19 protein-coding genes and 1 pseudogene are annotated in these 17,115 nt (G+C 45.8%); 2 read left to right on the forward strand and 18 right to left on the reverse strand.

Translation table 11 applies throughout. The annotated features are described in order from the left end of the window. Nucleotides 1–35: 35 nt before the first annotated feature. The 17 genes from IV40_RS06680 to IV40_RS06760 form a co-directional block, all read right to left on the reverse strand. Entirely contained in the window at nt 36–584 is a 549-nt protein-coding gene (locus IV40_RS06680; RefSeq protein WP_057769754.1) for a dihydrofolate reductase family protein, read from the reverse strand. Nucleotide 585: 1 nt separating this feature from the next. Further along, nucleotides 586–1,467, reverse strand: coding sequence for an alpha/beta hydrolase (locus IV40_RS06685; protein WP_057769756.1), 882 nt, complete (start codon nt 1,465–1,467; stop codon nt 586–588). A gap of 22 nt (nt 1,468–1,489) precedes the next feature. After that, nucleotides 1,490–2,047, reverse strand: a complete 558-nt coding sequence (nusG, locus tag IV40_RS06690; RefSeq protein ID WP_057769758.1) for a transcription termination/antitermination protein NusG — start codon at nt 2,045–2,047, stop codon at nt 1,490–1,492. A 104-nt stretch (nt 2,048–2,151) separates the two neighbouring features. After that, on the reverse strand, nt 2,152–2,325 hold the full coding sequence (gene secE, locus IV40_RS06695; protein ID WP_057769760.1) for a preprotein translocase subunit SecE: 174 nt from the start codon (nt 2,323–2,325) through the stop codon (nt 2,152–2,154). Nucleotides 2,326–2,338: 13 nt separating this feature from the next. Then, entirely contained in the window at nt 2,339–2,488 is a 150-nt protein-coding gene (rpmG, locus tag IV40_RS06700; protein ID WP_057769762.1) for a 50S ribosomal protein L33, read from the reverse strand. A 112-nt stretch (nt 2,489–2,600) separates the two neighbouring features. Beyond that, a complete protein-coding gene (locus tag IV40_RS06705; protein ID WP_057769764.1) occupies nt 2,601–3,170 on the reverse strand; it encodes a hypothetical protein in 570 nt (189 codons plus the stop codon). Between the two features lie 63 nt (nt 3,171–3,233). Beyond that, a complete protein-coding gene (locus IV40_RS06710) occupies nt 3,234–3,764 on the reverse strand; it encodes an NYN domain-containing protein (RefSeq protein WP_057769766.1) in 531 nt (176 codons plus the stop codon). Further along, complete coding sequence (rlmB, locus tag IV40_RS06715; RefSeq protein ID WP_057769768.1) at nt 3,761–4,570, reverse strand: 23S rRNA (guanosine(2251)-2'-O)-methyltransferase RlmB; 810 nt, start codon at nt 4,568–4,570, stop codon at nt 3,761–3,763. The genes IV40_RS06710 and rlmB overlap by 4 nt, the downstream gene beginning before the upstream one ends. Further along, a complete protein-coding gene (locus IV40_RS06720; protein WP_420843261.1) occupies nt 4,557–4,970 on the reverse strand; it encodes a Mini-ribonuclease 3 in 414 nt (137 codons plus the stop codon). Before IV40_RS06720 ends, rlmB begins: the two co-directional genes overlap by 14 nt. Then, entirely contained in the window at nt 4,957–6,369 is a 1,413-nt protein-coding gene (gene cysS / locus IV40_RS06725; protein WP_057769772.1) for a cysteine--tRNA ligase, read from the reverse strand. The genes IV40_RS06720 and cysS overlap by 14 nt, the downstream gene beginning before the upstream one ends. A 90-nt stretch (nt 6,370–6,459) precedes the next feature. After that, a complete protein-coding gene (gltX, locus tag IV40_RS06730) occupies nt 6,460–7,953 on the reverse strand; it encodes a glutamate--tRNA ligase (protein ID WP_057769774.1) in 1,494 nt (497 codons plus the stop codon). A gap of 203 nt (nt 7,954–8,156) precedes the next feature. Continuing rightward, nucleotides 8,157–9,980, reverse strand: a complete 1,824-nt coding sequence (locus IV40_RS06735; RefSeq protein ID WP_057769776.1) for a heavy metal translocating P-type ATPase — start codon at nt 9,978–9,980, stop codon at nt 8,157–8,159. A gap of 247 nt (nt 9,981–10,227) precedes the next feature. Next, on the reverse strand, nt 10,228–10,890 hold the full coding sequence (gene apf, locus IV40_RS06740; RefSeq protein ID WP_057769778.1) for an aggregation-promoting factor: 663 nt from the start codon (nt 10,888–10,890) through the stop codon (nt 10,228–10,230). Between the two features lie 320 nt (nt 10,891–11,210). Continuing rightward, the gene (locus IV40_RS06745) at nt 11,211–11,651 is read right to left on the reverse strand and encodes a hypothetical protein (protein WP_057769780.1); all 441 of its coding nucleotides are present in this window, start codon (nt 11,649–11,651) and stop codon (nt 11,211–11,213) included. A gap of 178 nt (nt 11,652–11,829) precedes the next feature. Then, a complete protein-coding gene (locus IV40_RS06750; protein ID WP_057769782.1) occupies nt 11,830–12,993 on the reverse strand; it encodes a PIN/TRAM domain-containing protein in 1,164 nt (387 codons plus the stop codon). 35 nt (nt 12,994–13,028) lie between these two features. Further along, a complete protein-coding gene (radA, locus tag IV40_RS06755) occupies nt 13,029–14,399 on the reverse strand; it encodes a DNA repair protein RadA (RefSeq protein ID WP_057769784.1) in 1,371 nt (456 codons plus the stop codon). Nucleotides 14,400–14,487: 88 nt separating this feature from the next. Further along, nucleotides 14,488–15,027, reverse strand: coding sequence for a dCTP deaminase/dUTPase family protein (locus tag IV40_RS06760; RefSeq protein WP_057769785.1), 540 nt, complete (start codon nt 15,025–15,027; stop codon nt 14,488–14,490). Nucleotides 15,028–15,126: 99 nt separating this feature from the next. Here IV40_RS06760 and IV40_RS06765 point away from each other — a divergent pair. Together IV40_RS06765 and rpiA are read left to right on the forward strand one after the other, a co-directional pair. Next, nucleotides 15,127–15,474: pseudogene (locus tag IV40_RS06765) on the forward strand (GNAT family N-acetyltransferase); the annotation flags it as partial. A gap of 66 nt (nt 15,475–15,540) precedes the next feature. After that, a complete protein-coding gene (gene rpiA / locus IV40_RS06770; protein WP_057769789.1) occupies nt 15,541–16,227 on the forward strand; it encodes a ribose-5-phosphate isomerase RpiA in 687 nt (228 codons plus the stop codon). A 63-nt stretch (nt 16,228–16,290) separates the two neighbouring features. Here rpiA and pgmB read toward each other — a convergent pair whose 3' ends face one another. Further along, nucleotides 16,291–16,962 carry a beta-phosphoglucomutase gene (gene pgmB, locus IV40_RS06775; protein WP_057769791.1) on the reverse strand — a complete coding sequence of 224 codons (672 nt, stop codon included), beginning with the start codon at nt 16,960–16,962 and terminating at the stop codon, nt 16,291–16,293. Nucleotides 16,963–17,115: the final 153 nt, after the last annotated feature.

Raw genomic sequence — 17,115 nt, forward strand, 5'->3', positions numbered from 1 at the left:
ATTCCGACGATTACACAAGGGCGACTTGCTGAAAATTAGTCCGCATCATCCTCTTCGCGCCGCTTATAAACGGACGTGATGATTCCGTCATGCGTCTTTGATTTCACTAACCGCAGCGGAATTTCGGACGTTTCCGATTCAAATAAACGCTTGCCGGCGCCTAAAATGATCGGCATCGTCGCAATACAATAAATATCGATCAGGTCGGCCTTAATCAGCTCATCGACGATTGTAGCGCCGCCGACGACCCAAATATCCTTGCCGCCTTTTTCAACCAGATCGTTGACCAAATGGGCTGCATCTGTCTGAATGAACTTGATTTCATCCGTATCCGGACGTGGCTTACGGGTCAATACATAGGACGTCATCCCCTGATAAGCCCAGCTATCGGGCGACGATTCATTGACAATCTGATTATAAGTGTGGCGGCCCATAATGACCGTATCGATTTTTTTAATAAATTTAAAATAAGTGCGGTCATCGATCATTGCGGTCCCTTGACCACCAAACCAATTGATGCTGCCTTCTTTGTCGGCAATATAGCCATCAAGGCTTTGCGCAATGTACAGTACAACCTTTTTCATTTTAATTTCCTCCTGCATCGGTCGGTTCCCACAAAAATTCGGTCAGGTCATGATCGACGACCGTATTTTCATGGAGCAGGCTGTGGGCGGCCCGTGCGCCGCGAATCACCACCTGCTGATAACTTTTGATGCGTTTTTGTAATAAGAAACGAATCGCAAAACTGCTTTCGACTGCCACCGAACCATCGTTCAGGCCGCCCCGCAATTGGTTGCCAGCAATGTTCAGAAACGACAGATCACGTGGCAGCGCATCAAGCCGCTGTTCAAAAAACTGATAGATTGGTGCTTTATGACTGGGTCCCTGATCAGTTAATTGGTAGACAAACACTTCTTTGCCGTCTTTGCCTAATTCCAAATCATTAAAGGGCGCCCCAATGGCAACCATTTTCGGTGTCTGCGGCAAATGCGGATTACGGCCATAAACGATCAAGTAGCGTAAAATGCTGACGCCGCCCATCGAATGACCGACCAAATTGACTGCATCGGCCCCTTCATTGTTTTTAAGTCGGTTCATGATGCGGGCAATCCACAGACTTTGTTTTTGTTCATCGGCTCGATTATCTTCAAACAAGACCTGCACGGTTGGATTATCACGCCGATGCGACAAATGACCAGTCTGCAGCAGCGTCCCATCTTTGCGGACCCGAAACACAATTTCCTTTTTGGCAATGTGCAAATGTTCAAACCGAGCCAGCATTCGGCCAAATGACAGCCGGTTGCCGCTGTATCCGTGCACAAAAACCGTCGGAACCGTTTGATAAGCAACATCGGCTTGATCCGTCACCAGCGGCTGCTTCGAAATGCGGCCGATTCGTAAAAACCACCAACCTAAAGCAATGATGCCAGCCAGCAACACAGCTGCCCCCAAAAGAAGAAACTGCATTTTTCACGCCTCTTTTAAAAACCTAGTTTTTATCGACCTGATCAAAGTCGAGTTCAGTACTTGTCTCACGGCCGAACATGTTGATGTTAACCTTCAGCTTCATCTTTTCATTATCGACTTCAGTGACTTTGCCCTCAAGTTTGGCAAACGCACCATCCACGATGGTAACGGAATCGCCGACTTTGAAGTCAACATCGCTATGGCGAGTACTCATGCCCAATGAATGCAAGATTTGTTTAACTTCGCTGTCCAGCAGTGGTGTCGGTTTGCTCCCACCACCATGGGACCCGACGAAGCCAGTGACACCTGGTGTGTTCCGAACGACGAACCAAGCCTGATCGGTCATAATCATTTCAACCAAAACATAACCAGGGAAGGTCTTCTTCATTTCAGTCTTTTCCTTGCCGTCTTTGATTTCATGTTCCTCTTCTTCAGGAACAACAACACGGAAGACGTTATTTTCCATTCCCATTGTCTTAGCCCGAGATTCCAAGTTGGTTTTCACTTTATTTTCGTAACCTGAATAAGTATGCAGGACATACCATTCTTTCTTTGTTGAATCGACACCGCTCTGCGCCATGTTTACAGCACTCCTTTATTGTTTTTATTTGAAGGCAAAATAAAAAAACCTCGTCACACGAAGTTTTCCTCACCACTATTATACCAGATAATTGCTTTTTGAACCTACTTTAAAATAAATAGTTTCAAGAGCTGTTCGATTACCCAGTCGATGACTGCGAAGAACGCAGCAAACAGGACTGACGTCACAATGACCGTCCATGTATCACGCCGGTTTTCCTTAAAGGTCGGCCAGGTGACTAATTTCATTTCTTCCACAACACTCTTTAAAAACTTCATATTCAGTTACTCCTTAACGAGTTTCCCGATGCAGCGTATGTTTTCCACAATGCTTGCAGAATTTTTTGAGTGCTAAGCGTTCCGTCCGATTGGCATTCGTTGAGACTGTGTAGTTTCGTGAACCGCAAACAGTACAAGCTAATGCAACTTTCTTTTCAGCCATTGCGCTGCCTCCTCTAGTTTGTTTAATGATTAACTTTCTTCACTCTATCATCTTGTTGAAAGACTGTCAATTACAGACCGATTACAAAAAAAGATCGGAACTCCGATCTTTTTTAAACGTTAAAATACTGGCGGTACTTGCGCCGGCACCGTTGCATCGCGCCTTGCAGCTGCCTTGGTGTCCAGTCAAATCGGGCACATACTTCAGCCTCGCTGTATTCGCCCAGCAAGACCCGCAAAGCCGCTTGTTCCGACGGTGACAACATTTCGACGTAATAATGCCGAATCTCATCACATTGACTAATCATGGCATTAAATTCGATCTGCCGCTCGATTCCGTCCGCAGACTGCTCGCAGAGCACCTCGTAGGATAAAGCTTGTTTCTGAGCCAGTCGCTTTTGCGCCAGCTCATAACGGACCAAACTATTGAGTTCGTTGTGCAAGTTGAACTGATAAAAACTCGCAAAACGCGACCCGCGGTGTGGTGTGAAAATACAGCACGACCGATAACAAACAAACCGAGCCCGCTGCAGCCAATCATCTTCATCAAACAGTCGCAGCGAATACGGCCAAAACATTTTACGGACCATTGGCAGATAACGTTCAAACAAGCTTTGCAAAGCTTCGCTGTCCCGTTGTGCCGTCCGTTCAATCAATTGTTGTTCCCAATGATCAGAAGTCATTGCAATTCCTCCCTGATTGGGAACCGGATGGTAAGCCTATTATGCCAGATATGAGACCGCTTATCAATCTTTTTTATTACTTAATTGATCCCGAATTTTTTCCAACAACAGCAGCTGCTGATTATTCCAAGGCTGGTTGCGGTTTAAACGGTGATCGTAGTAGCGTTTCGTATCATCCTGAATGTCTTTTTTGACTCGTTGGACCTCCCGATAGAAGTCATGCGACGAGATTCGCAGCGCACCACGAGAAAAAACCGTCCACTGTTCAGCCTGATCACTCGTTACGACAGTGACCTGCGTAATCCGGCTGCTGAGCTGTTCGGCCAATTTTTCAATGTAGCTGTCAGCCGTTTCATCTTCGCTGGTGAATACGACTTGGAGATTATACTGATCGTACCGCTGGGTGATTCCAGGCACATACATCGCATCGAAAACCACGATAATGTCCGTTTCCTCATACTTGCGGTATTCCGACAGAATATGCAGCAGATCATCCCGAGCGGCGGCTAAATGATCGGATTCCTTCAACTTCTTTAATTGCGGCCAATTGCCGATCACATTATAGCCATCCACAATCAAATATTGTTTTTTCATGATAAGGGATGACGGACTGCAAACGCCTGATACATTAAAATGCTGGCCGCAACACTGGCATTTAAACTCTGGACATGTCCAACCATCGGAATGGTCAGATTTTCATCCATTTCTTTTTGCAGCCCGGTCGAGATTCCCTTTCCTTCATTTCCAATGACAAGCCCGATTGAACCAGTCGCATTCCACTTCCGATAATCGGTTCCGTTCATCATTGTTCCGAAAATCCAGAAGCCCTCTTTTTTGAGTTTCTTAATCGTTTGGGCCAAATTAGTAACACGTGCAACGGGCACATGTTCAATTGCACCGGTAGATGTTTTCGCAACTGTCGAGGTTAGCGACGCTGAGCGATGTTTTGGAATAATGATTCCATGGACACCAACTGCATCGGCCGTCCGCATGATTGAGCCTAAATTATGCGGGTCTTCGACATTATCCAAAATCAGCACAAACGGATCCTCATTCTGATCCTTTGCCCGCTGCAAAATGTCGGCCACACTGACATAGCTATAGGGTGCAATCGCGACCACAATGCCCTGATGGTTGCCGTTATCGCTCAATTTATCTAATTTGCGTTTAGGAACTTCTTGGACGATGATCTTCTTTTCCTTAGCAAGTTTCTTCACTGCGGCGATGGCATCGGCCTTGATCCCTTCCTGGACAAACACCTTATTAATCTTCGTATTGTCTTCTTGGCGCAGCGTTTCCAGCGCCGAATGACGTCCAATCACAAAGTCCTGCTGTTCTTCCTCGTTTTCAGGTGCACGTGGCTTGGTGTCACGGCGTTCCCGACGATTATTGTTCTTCATCTAATCCACCTGCTTCCACTTGTTCGATACACCATTGGGCAAGCTGATCGATTCGTTCCTGCTGACCAGCTAATTTCAAATAGCCAAAAACGGCTTCAAAGCCAGTTGAGGTCCGATAAGTCACAGCACTCGTATTTTTTGCCTTGGTGTAGCTTTTTGCATTGCGGCCCCGTTTGAAAATACCAATTTCCGTTTCGGTTAGCAAATCTTGTTCTTTCATCATTTCAATCAGTGCCGCCTGTGCTTTGGCCGACACATAATGGGTCGCCGTCCGCTGTAGATGGGCTGGCTTGCTGATTCCTTTTTCAAGCAGATGCTGCCGAATATACACTTCATAAACAGCATCGCCTAAATAGGCGAGTGCGATTCCATTCATCAATAATGGATCATTCATCACGATGCCACCTCGTTCCCTGCGGCGTATCTTCCAAAATAATTCCTTCATCCTTTAAGAGATCACGTAATTCATCGCTGCGGGCATAATCATGATTGGCCCGGGCTTCATTGCGTTCATGAATCATTTTTTCGATATCCCGATCTAATAATTGTTTCTGCGCAAATGTGACCCCGAAAATGCTCAGCAGGCGAGTGTACGTGTCTTTCAGCGTATCCAGTGTCTGCTTGGCCACCTTATCTTGGGCGACATAATTGTTAATCAATTTGGCCAGCTCATAAATGACCGTCATCCCGTTTTGAACATTGATATCGTCATCCATAGCCGTCTTGAACTGCGCTTCTAAATCCTGCACTTGCTGGTCGATCGTTGTATTGTCCGCATCCTGTGCATCCCGATAGCGATACATTAAATTATTGTACGCTGTCTTGAGCCGATTCAAGTTAATGGCGGCTTCATTTAGCGTCTGTTCGCTGTAGCGAATCGGTTTGCGGTATTGTGTCGTTGCAATGAAAAAGCGCAAAACCTGCGGGTCGACTTTTTTGACAAGGTCATGGACTGTCACAAAGTTGCCCAGCGACTTGCTCATCTTCTGATCGTCATCGCCGATGGTCACAAAACCATTGTGCATCCAGTAATGAACAAATGTCTGCCCTGTTTCAGCTTCACTCTGGGCAATTTCATTTTCATGATGCGGAAACTCAAGGTCTTCACCGCCGCCATGAATATCGAACGTCGCGCCCAGATACTTGGTCGACATGACGGAACACTCGATGTGCCAGCCAGGTCGGCCCATTCCCCAAGGCGATTGCCAGGCAATTTCATCCGGCTGCTTTTGCGCTTTCCATAAGGCAAAATCGATTGGATCCTGTTTGCGTTCCGTTTCTTCATTATTGGTATGCATGCTGGCTCCTTGTTCGAGTTCATCGATATTCTGGTCGGACAGTTTGCCATAATCTGCGAACTTGCGAGTGTGGTAATAAACATCGCCATCGACCGCATAAGCATACCCTTTGTCAATCAGCCCCTGAATAAACTGGATAATATCCGGAATATTTTCAGTTGCACGTGGGTTCAGCGTCGCCGGTTCAACATTCAGCGCTTTGGTATCTTCCATAAAGGCTTGAATATAACGGTCGGCTAATTCTGGAACGGTGATGCCTTCGTCACGGGCGGTATTGATCATTTTGTCATCGACATCGGTGAAATTGGAAACATACTTTACCTTATAGCCGGAATATTCGAAATAGCGTCGAATTGTATCGAACGCTACGACAGAACGGGCATTGCCGATGTGAATGTAATTATACACAGTCGGCCCACAAACATACATCCCAATCTCGCCGGGATGAATTGGTTTAAAAGCTTCTTTTTGGCGTGTCAACGTATTAAAAAGCTGCAGCATGATTGATCACTCCTTTTTTATCTATTATGAAGAAAAACGGGTCTGGGAACAAACCCAAACCCGCTTTCCTTTTAATTCATGAAACGGCGTTTAATTAAAATGCATGGTTTCCATTGTTTGCTTGAAGTTGCGCAAAACTTGGTCACGGCCCATCAGTTCGATTGTTTCGCCGATAGCCGGGCCATGCATTTCATGGCTGGCAGCGATTCGGATCGGCATATACAGCTTGCGGCCCTTGATACCCGTTTCATTGCGGATAGCTTGGATCACCTGCTGAATCGAATAAGCCGTAAAACGATCTAATTTCTGAATGCGTTCACTGAATTCCTTTAAAACAACGGGTGCAGTGTCATTATCGAGTTCTTTACGCATATCATCCGTCAATTCATCAGGTTCTTCGAAAAAGCCCTTGGATAAATCAACGATTTGGGCTGTGTAGCTCATTTGATCTTGATACAAACTAATCAATTCACGAGCCCATTCAGTCGTCTTAGTGTCAGGATCCTTAGGAATCCGGCCAGCTTCAATCAAGTTTTCCAAAGACAAATCCATAATCTCGTTTGGATTGGCTTTCTTGACGTACTGGTTATTGACCCATTCGAGCTTCTTCTGGTCAAAACGAGCAGGCGAACGGCTCAAACGGTTGGGATCGAACATCTTGATGAAATCTTTCTTAGAATAGATTTCCTGATCACCGACTGGCGACCAGCCCAAGAGCGCGATGAAATTGAACATTGCTTCTGGCAAGTAGCCACGATCGCGATATTGTTCGATGAACTGTAAAACAGATTCATCACGTTTGCTGAGCTTTTTACCGGTTTCGGCATTGATAATCAACGTCATATGACCGAAACGAGGTGGCTGCCATCCGAAGGCTTCGTAGATCATCAGCTGCTTTGGTGTATTGGCGATATGATCGTCCCCACGTAGCACATGGGTAATCTTCATCATGTGGTCGTCGACAACAACCGCAAAGTTGTAAGTCGGCATTCCATCACGCTTCATAATCACAAAGTCGCCGCCGACACTCTTAGAATCGAAGCTGATCGGTCCCTTGACGATGTCGTCAAATTCGTAGGTCCGGTTTTCAGGCACATGGAAACGAATAACCGGTTCCAAGCCTCTATCCTTAGCAGCTTGAATCGCAGCCTTCTTTTCGTCGTCCGACATGCCGGCATATTCATAGACATAATGTGGCATTTCATGATTGGCGACCTGCTGCTCACGTTCAGCCTTCAATTCATCCTCTGTTTTGTAGGATTCATAAGCTAAACCACGATCAACCAGCTGCTGGATCAGCGGTGTATAAATGTCTTTCCGTTCTGACTGACGGTATGGACCAACATCGCCGGGCTTATCAGGACCTTCATCCCAATCGATTCCTAACCATTTTAAGTTTTCCAACTGGCTCCGTTCACCATCGGCAATGTTCCGTTTGGTATCTGTATCTTCAATCCGAATCACAAACGTCCCATGATTGTGCCGTGCGAACAAATAGTTAAATAAAGCTGTTCGCGCATTTCCAATGTGCAAATGGCCGGTTGGACTCGGTGCATAACGAACACGCACTTTTTCTTCTGCCACAAAAAACGCCTCTTTCTATTCCTCTTTTAAAGTAAAGCTATACATGGTTCTAGTGTACAATGCAAGCACAAAAAAAGAAAGGGGCAGAGTGTTAGAAAGTACGGGTTGCCAGTGAGCATGAAGAAAACACCGCATGAAACATCATTTAACAAACCTAATGACGACTCAAAAAGCCGGTCTTTCAACCAGCTATCTATTGCTCATTATTTTTCTAACAACTCTTTGTAGGGATCTTTCTTGGGTTCATTCTTCGCCCGCAAGGCCAGCAAGATTGTCATCGTATCGACGACTTCCTGGAAAACGGCGCCGACTAAGGCTGGAATAACTCCGCAGGCCGCAATCAGCATTAAAACGATCAGGACGGCAATCCCAGTCAGCACATCGTTACGCGCAATTTTCATCGTGTTTTTCGAAATATCGATTGCCCGAACAACTCGGAATAAATCATCCTTCAAAATGACGACATCGGCTGACTCGGTAGCGGCTGAATCACCATGAGCCCCCATCGCCACCCCGACATCGGCAGCTCGCAAAGTCGGCGCATCATTGATTCCATCGCCGACAAACATGACAGGCCGCTGCTCCTTCGGCGTGGATTGAACAATTTTAATCTTGTCTTCTGGCAGCATATCGGCATGCACATCATCGATGCCGACTTGCTGGCCGATTTTGTCAGTAATTGTCTTGTGGTCCCCAGTCACCATCATGGTGTGCGTAATGCCCATCTGACGCAAGGCCTGAATCGTCTTCTTGGCTTCCGGCCGCAGCTGATCGGCAAATGTGATGTAACCGATAAATTGACCATCAACACTGACATAGACCGCCGTTTGTTTCGCCAATGACGGTGTTCCTGGCGCCACATAAGCAGCTTTCCCAGCTTTGACGAGCTGACCGTTAATCTGTCCAGCCACCCCATTCCCAGTCGTTTCAACGACTTCTGAAACCGGCTGTAAGTGGTCATCGCCGGCCGCCGTGACCAGCGAACGAGCCAGAATATGGCTCGATTGCTGTTCGACACTTGCTGCAAACGTCAAGAGCTGTTGTTCGGTATACCCCTTTTCCGGATGCAGCCCGACAACGGCCAAATTGCCTTGCGTCAAGGTCCCGGTTTTATCGAAACCAACTGTTTTAACAGATGCCATTTTTTCAATGGCATCGCCGTTTTTAACGATGACCCCATTGCGACTGGTCCGGCTCATGCCAGCGACCAATGCAACGGGCGCCGCTAAAATCAGTGGGCACGGAGATGCGACTACCATGACTTCGGCAAACCGAACTGGTGTCCCTGAAATAATCCAAGCCACTGCACCGATTAAAATGGAAATCGCAGTAAACGGCACCGCATACCGATCGGCCATCCGCACAAACTTAGCCGGTTGTGTTTCCGATTCCTTCACTAATTTAACAATGGCCTGATACTGACTATTGGCCGCCGTTTTTTCGGCTTCCATCGTGATTGAATTATCCCCGTTCACCGAACCGGACATAATTTCATCGCCAGGCTGTTTGTCGACTGGCAGCGATTCTCCAGTCAGCGAAGATTCATTCATGGCTGTTGTTCCTTGAAGCAGTTTGCCATCGACTGGTGCTAATTCACCTGGCTTGACAATCAATTGATCCCCGACTTGAACATCATCGACTTCAATATCCCGAATGGCCCCATCTTTTTGCAATAAATGGGCGTCCTGCGGTGAATTATTCAGCAACGACCGTAAATCCCGATCGGCGACTCCGGCAGCGTAATCTTCCAGCGAATCGCCGCCGGTCAACATGACCAGGATCATCAAAGCAGCCCAATATTGGCCGATTGCCAGTGTTGAAACGATCGCAATAATGGCTAACAAATCAACCCCATATTTACCCGAACGCAGGGTCTTGATCATTTCAATCAGCATCGTCAGGGCCAATAAACCGCCCATAATCGTGATCAGCAGTTGGGCCAGCCAGTTTAAATGAAACACAAACTGTAGCACCAACGCCAACGCGCCGATTACTAATACAGATGTAAATTTGAATTTATGACTCATGTTGGTGTTCCTCCTCTACTCCGGTTATCATTATTTTTATCATAACACTTTATTAGACTTATTCCTACATTAGAACAAATCTAAAATGTCAAGCAAAACGCCCAACATAAAGGTCTTGCAAAATTGAATTTGCCATCAGTCTATAAGTAACGATTGCTTCATACCACTAAAATTCGGCTTAGAACAGCACAAAAAAAGGAACGTTCTTGCGAACGTTCCTTTCAGCTTATTCAAAGTTGTGCAAATCTTAGTACCAGCCATTTGCTTCCCAGAATGCTTGGGCAGCTGTCCATGAACCATAACGGGATGTGACGTATGAATTAGCGACACTTTCCTGGTTAGATGCAGAGTAATCACCATTTAAGAGTGAAGCACTTAATTGGTACTTACCGATGTACTGACCGTTTGTAGCTGTGTATGAGCCGCCAGATTCTTTGTTAGCAATCCATGCCTTAGCAGCTTCATCAGAGCTGGATAAGCTGGATGACGAAGTGGTGCTGGTTGTGGATGCTGAAGTTGCAGTCGAAGTTGCTGCAGCACTGGTTGAAGATTGACTAGCAGCGCTTGAAGCAGCACTCGATGTGTTGGTTGTTGTAGCAGCTTGAACATTTGTGGTTGCAGCACTAGAGTTTGAGCTTGTGCTTGTGGTGGCACCGCTAATCTTAACGGTTTCGCCTGGATAAATCAGATCATATCCGCCGACTGTGCGTCCGTTTAAGGTTTCAAGTGCAGCAGTGGTCATGTTATATTCCTTAGCGATGGACATGTATGTGTCACCGGATTGAACTGTAACTGTGCCATTGCCATTGTTTGTAGCAGCGTGAGTTGCACTTGTCGTTGCGTTAAATGTCAAGAGACCAGCGAATGCAGTTGTTGCGAATAATAATGTCGATTTAATAGATTTTTTCAAGTAAGATACACTCCAATTCTTTTTGTCTGTTGTGTTTGTTTGTTGTTCCTTCAAATGAGTATGTAAGTACTATAACCCCACAATGTTGCAGTTATGTCACAGAATGGTTATCGAACCAATACATTTTAGGAAGCCCATGTAATCTTTTCCGTAAAAAAGCCACGTACTGTGCGATTTAATGGGGTTTTGAGTGTATTTTAATTCGTCACAAAAGGGCCACAAAATGTTCTTTTTAGTCGTCATTTTAATTTGACACCCTCATTTTGAGCACAAAAAAGAGGTAAAAGCGTCACTTTTACCTCTTTTAACAGTGCATTATTTTAAATAAATTGCGGATCCATCGCTAACTTCAACCGATTTGCCCACTGTGCAATCATTTCGGGATCATCGAAGAGACGGACACGGAACTGGAAGTTTTCCTTAACTTCTTCAGGTGTGACGCCAAGATCTTTGCGCCCCTTATCTGAAGAATGAGTGTACTGACGCAGACGCTTCTTAAGATCCCAAGTCTTGCTTGGTTCAGCGCCAGATTCACCGATGGTCATCAATTTGCCTTCAGCGTCATAAATCAAGTAGACACCTGACTTGTCCGTCAAAGACCGGCTCAGATCGCTATTCTTGCAAACTTCGGCGATCGTGTGCATTTTCAAACCATTGACGAAGACTTTGCCTAACTGACGGCCCAGGTCGTCCTGTGTCTTCATGACATTGTCCATCGTTGTTAACTTACTAAACTGTTTTGCATATGATTTTACCCGCATACCGTAGCTCCCTATCTTCTCTTATGTATATCTCTGAAACAAACAGTTATTATTGTAGCGAAAAAGCAGGGTAAAAGTCAATCCTAACTGCGGACACACGTTCGGAGAAACGTCAAAAGCCTATTCTGACGCGCAAAAAAAGGACCTGTCATTTAGAAACAACCGGTCCCGATTCGTTTTATTTAGCTTTCTTATCTTTTGGTGAATCCTCTTTATGATCCTTATTATTGTTTTTTTCTTTTAATTTCCGCTGCTGATGAGTCGGACGTGCAAAAATCATCCGTCCAGCGGCTGTCTGCAACGCACTTGTAACGGTGACATCGAGTAGCTGATTGAGATAGAACTGACCATCTTCAACGACGACCATTGTCCCATCATCGAGATAAGCCACCCCCTGCTGACGTTCGGTCCCCGATTTCACAACCGTGACCTTCATCGTTTCACCCGGCAGAACGGCCGGTTTCATCGCATTTGCTAATGAATTGATATTGTAAGTCTGCACATTTTGAAATTCGCAGACCTTGCTCAAGTTGAAATCATTGGTCATCACAATTCCGTCGATCAATTTCGCTAACTTGATCAATTTGCTGTCAACCTCGGTCAAATCTTCGAAGTCGCCTTCATACATTTCGACATGAATATCGTCATCCTTCTGCATCTTATTCAGGATGTCCAAGCCGCGCCGGCCACGAGTCCGTTTCAAACTATCAGCTGAATCAGAAATCAGCTGCAATTCGTGCAAAACAAAGTTGGGGACCAGCAGAATACCTTCGATAAAACCCGTTTTGGCAATATCGTAAATCCGACCGTCGATGATGACACTCGTATCCAAAATCTTGTACTTGCGGAAATTATCGCCGGCTTTGCGAGTCAGCACTTCATCGGCATTGTCATTATTGCGTTTTCGCAACTGCAGCGTCTTGCGCCATTCTTCTGGCCGCATCGTCCCGATTCGAAAGCCCAAGTACCCAAATGCAATCATTAAAATGATCGGCAAAAAAGTATTCAAGACAGGAATCCCTAGTCGGTACAGCGGAATCGAAATGACGTTGGCTAGGACCAGCCCCAAAATGGTGAAAATCGTTCCAAACAGCAGATAGCTCGGCGTTTGACGGCTGAGAAATTTTTCGACACGGGTCATGCTGTTGCTGATCGGCTGGGCTGCGACTAATGATAAGAAGTAAAAAATAATTGCACCTAACAGTCCATCGGTGATGTCATTATTGAGATAGCGGAGCTCCGTCCATCCCAGCAGATGCCATAGCGAAGGTAAGACAGCTAAAGCCAAGCCCAGACCAAACAGGACAAACAGCAGACTAATAATTCGTTTCCGTAGTTTCATATTGTCACCTCCTTTCTTCTATAGTAGAAACACGTTTAACCTTTAAATAATTTATGCAGTGTTTCAGACAAGGTTGTAACCCCGATAACTTGAATCTCGGTCGGCGGATTCCAGCCCTGTAAATTGTTCTTCGGCACAAAAATGCGCTTGAATCCTAATTTAGCAGCTTCATTGACTCGTTGTTCGATGCGATTAACTCGTCGCACTTCACCGGTCAGGCCGATTTCACCAACAAAACAATCAGTCGGCAGAATTTCCTGGTCCTGATAACTGGATGCAATCGAAACAGCCATCGCTAAATCAATCGCTGGTTCATCAAGCCGGACCCCGCCAGTGGCCTTCAAATAGGCATCCTGATTCTGCAACATCAAATTGGCGCGTTTTTCCAACACTGCCATGATGACCGACACACGATTGTGATCGAGTCCGGTCGATGTCCGTTTGGCGTTTCCGAACAACGTCGGTGTAATCAAGGATTGGATTTCGACCAGAATCGGCCGGGTTCCTTCCATTGACACCACGACAGCCGAACCAGTGGCCCCCCTTAGCCGTTCTTCCAAAAAGATTTCAGATGGATTGGCAACTTCTTCCAAACCGCTTTCCCGCATTTCAAAAATGCCGATTTCATTGGTCGATCCAAACCGGTTTTTGGCCGACCGCAGCATCCGGTACGTATGATGCATATCGCCTTCAAAGTACAAAACGGTATCGACCATATGTTCCAGCACTTTCGGCCCGGCAATCGCACCATCTTTGGTCACATGTCCGACGACAAAAATCGTGACCTGCTGGGTCTTGGCAATCCGCATCAGTTCGGCCGTCACTTCACGGACTTGAGCAACACTCCCGACGGCGGAATGAATATCTGGTTCATCCATCGTCTGAATTGAATCGATAATGACATACGCCGGCTTCAATTGATCAATGGCATGGCGGATATTGGCCATATCCGTCTCTGGATATAAATATAGATTTTTGCCAGTCACATGGAGTCGTTCGGCCCGCATTTTAATCTGTGAAGCACTCTCTTCCCCAGATACATACAGTACCTTGTCGTGCTCATTTTCGAGCTGGCCTGATACTTGCAGCAGTAAGGTTGATTTTCCGATTCCTGGATCCCCACCGATTAAAATCAGCGAGCCTGGAACAACGCCGCCGCCCAAAACACGGTTCAATTCGTTGAGCTTCGTTTTGACACGTGGTTCTTTGGTAATATCGACTTCGGTTAATTGTTCCGGTTTGACCGGTTTTGTTTTAAGACTGAATGAATTATTGGCTTCAGTGCGGTCCTGCACTCGTTCTTCAATCATTTGATTCCAAGCGCCGCAGTTCGGGCAGCGGCCCAAATATTTAGGCGAGATGTAGCCGCAATTCTGACAAACATACTGTGTTTTTACTTTGGCCATGTGTGGGCCTCCTTTTCAAAAAGTGCCTATCTATTATAGCGTATTAGAAAGGAAAAGAACACTTTTCTCCGAAAGTACGTTCGCCCTTTTAACGGCCTGATGAACCAAAACCGCCGGTCCGTTCCGTCGTCACAGTTGTCTCATCGTCAACCGTCAGATACGGCATGAAAATACCTTGTCCGATTCGTTCGCCTTTTTTAATCGTAACATCACGGACACCCATATTGACGAGCTGAAAGAAAATCTCGCCTTCGTTCGCTGGGTTATTATAGTAATCCGCATCGACAATGCCGACCCCGTTCGGTAAAACAAGCCCTTTTTTCAACGGATTGCTGGACCGATTGGCTAACATCAAAAACTCATTATCTGGCATATAGGCTTTGATGCCAGTCGGCACTAGCAACGGCTTCAGTGTTTTCGTCGCCGCCATATAATCTTCATCGGTTAAGGTCTGCTCCTTCCGCAATAAGTGGAAAATGCGGACAAAATCTAATTTCCAAATCGAAGGCAATAAAAAATCCTCAGCAGCCTCAAAATCATAGCCAGCAGCATGGGCTGTTTGGCGTTGCGGCAAGGCTAACTGAGCATTCTGATCCTTCGTCACAATTTCAAATCCACGTTGATGCATGAACCCGACCTCTTTCTTGTTCTGATTATGATACATATGCTACCATTAGTAATAATCATATCATGAAAGACGGGGAGTTACCATGGTTTTTGTAAGCCTTTTCCCATCTATTTTGGAATGGAGGAACCGATTATGACATTTGAATTCGAACCCGGTCGTTTTTATCAGAATGATGCTGATGGACAGCTAATCGACGAAGTTACCTTTCAGGAAACCAATGATCACCAAAGCCTGATTATCGACCACACGTTTGTCCGGCCCGATCATCGGGGTCAGGGAATTGCTGCCCAGCTGATCGAACAAGTCATCGCTTATGCCCGTCAGCAAAAACAGACCATCATTCCGTTATGCACCTATGCGCAAGCTTATTTTAAACAGCACACCGACCAGGACGACATTCTGGCACCTCAAAATACGATCACTGCTGTTCAGGAAAATTCAAAATAGACATCGTTTTCAGTGCAAAACACGGTATAATAAAAACAAAACCTGTTTTCAAAGGAGACGAACCAGATGGATCAGAATGAATTGAAAAAAATGGCGGGCCGTAAAGCTGCTGAATTTGTCCATGATGACATGATTCTCGGATTAGGGACCGGCTCAACTGTTCGTTATATGGTCGAAGCAGTCGCAGAACGTGTGAAAAATGAAAGCCTGCACATTACCGGAGTAGCCACTTCACGCCGGACTCGTGACCAAGCAGAAAAATTGGGCATCCACATGAAGTCAGTCGATGAAGTCCCTTATATCGATGTAACCATTGATGGCGCCGATGAAATCGATAAGAACTTTCAGGGCATCAAGGGCGGTGGTGCAGCCCACACAATGGAAAAAATCGTGGCAACTGCCTCCAATCAGAACATCTGGATCGTTGACGAAAGCAAAATCGTCGATCAATTAGGCCGTTTTCCGCTGCCGACCGAAGTCATTCCTTACGGCAGCACCAAAGTGTTCCAACGGCTTGCCGATGAGGGACTGCATCCGCGTTTCCGTTTGAACGAAGACGGCACTCGTGTCACGACCCATTCGAAAAATTACGTCATCGACCTGCATATGAAACAAATCCAGCATCCGCATCTCCTGCAGGATTGGTTGATTCGGCAGGTCGGCATCGTCGAACAAGGTTTGTTCCTCGATCTCGTCAATAAAGTCGTTGTCGGTACCCAAGACGGCCCCAAAGTCTTGGATGCCCATCGTTAAAACAAATCTAAAAAATCCGTCGCCCATTATGGCCGGCGGATTTTTTATTTTCTGATTTAATGATTAAGGACGTGCTTGTTTGTAGGCCTCTTCAATCTTTGTCAACGAAAGGTCAGCGGTGCTTGGGAAAATCAAATCGGCTTTGCTCAAAACATCTTTGTCGCCAATCCCGACTGAGAATTGATCAGCAGCATTGATGGCTTGAATCCCAGCGGCGGCATCTTCCAGCCCGACACAATCGTAATCAGGTTCATGAATAGCTTCAGCCGCCTTTTGATAAATTTCAGGATTCGGCTTGCCGTGCTTCAATGTGGCTGGATCAACGATCGCATCGAAGTAATCAGTCAGTCCTAATTTATTCAAGATTGTAGGGGCATTCTTGGATGCAGAAGCCAATGACATCGGATAACCGGCCTGCTTAATCGAATCTAAGAATGGCTTGACCCCTGGCAGAATATCTTTAGCGGACATGTTCTTCAAAGAATCCAGATACAGATTGTTTTTATCGGTCGCAAATTGTTCTTTTTGCGCCTGTGTATAGTCATTTTCTTTATGACCAAACTTCAAGATGATATCAAGTGAATCCATCCGACTGATTCCCTTCAGCTTGTCGTTCATGCTGTCCGGCAAATCAATCCCCAATTCATCATGTGCCATTTTTTTCCATGCTGCGAAATGATAATTAGCAGTGTCTGTGATGACACCGTCCAAATCAAATGTAAAGCCCTTTAGCATCATAAATCACTCCTTGTCCATTCTATTTCATCTTCAGTGTATGTAAACGGTTCAAAATAAGCAAGCAAAATCGTCTATTTTTAGAAAAGTGCGCCCAAATAAGCCTGATTCGTATTTAATTGATTGTCCTTTTATGAGATTAGCGTTAAAATT

This window comes from Lactobacillus selangorensis (assembly GCF_001437205.1).
Lineage (GTDB): Bacteria > Bacillota > Bacilli > Lactobacillales > Lactobacillaceae > Paralactobacillus > Paralactobacillus selangorensis.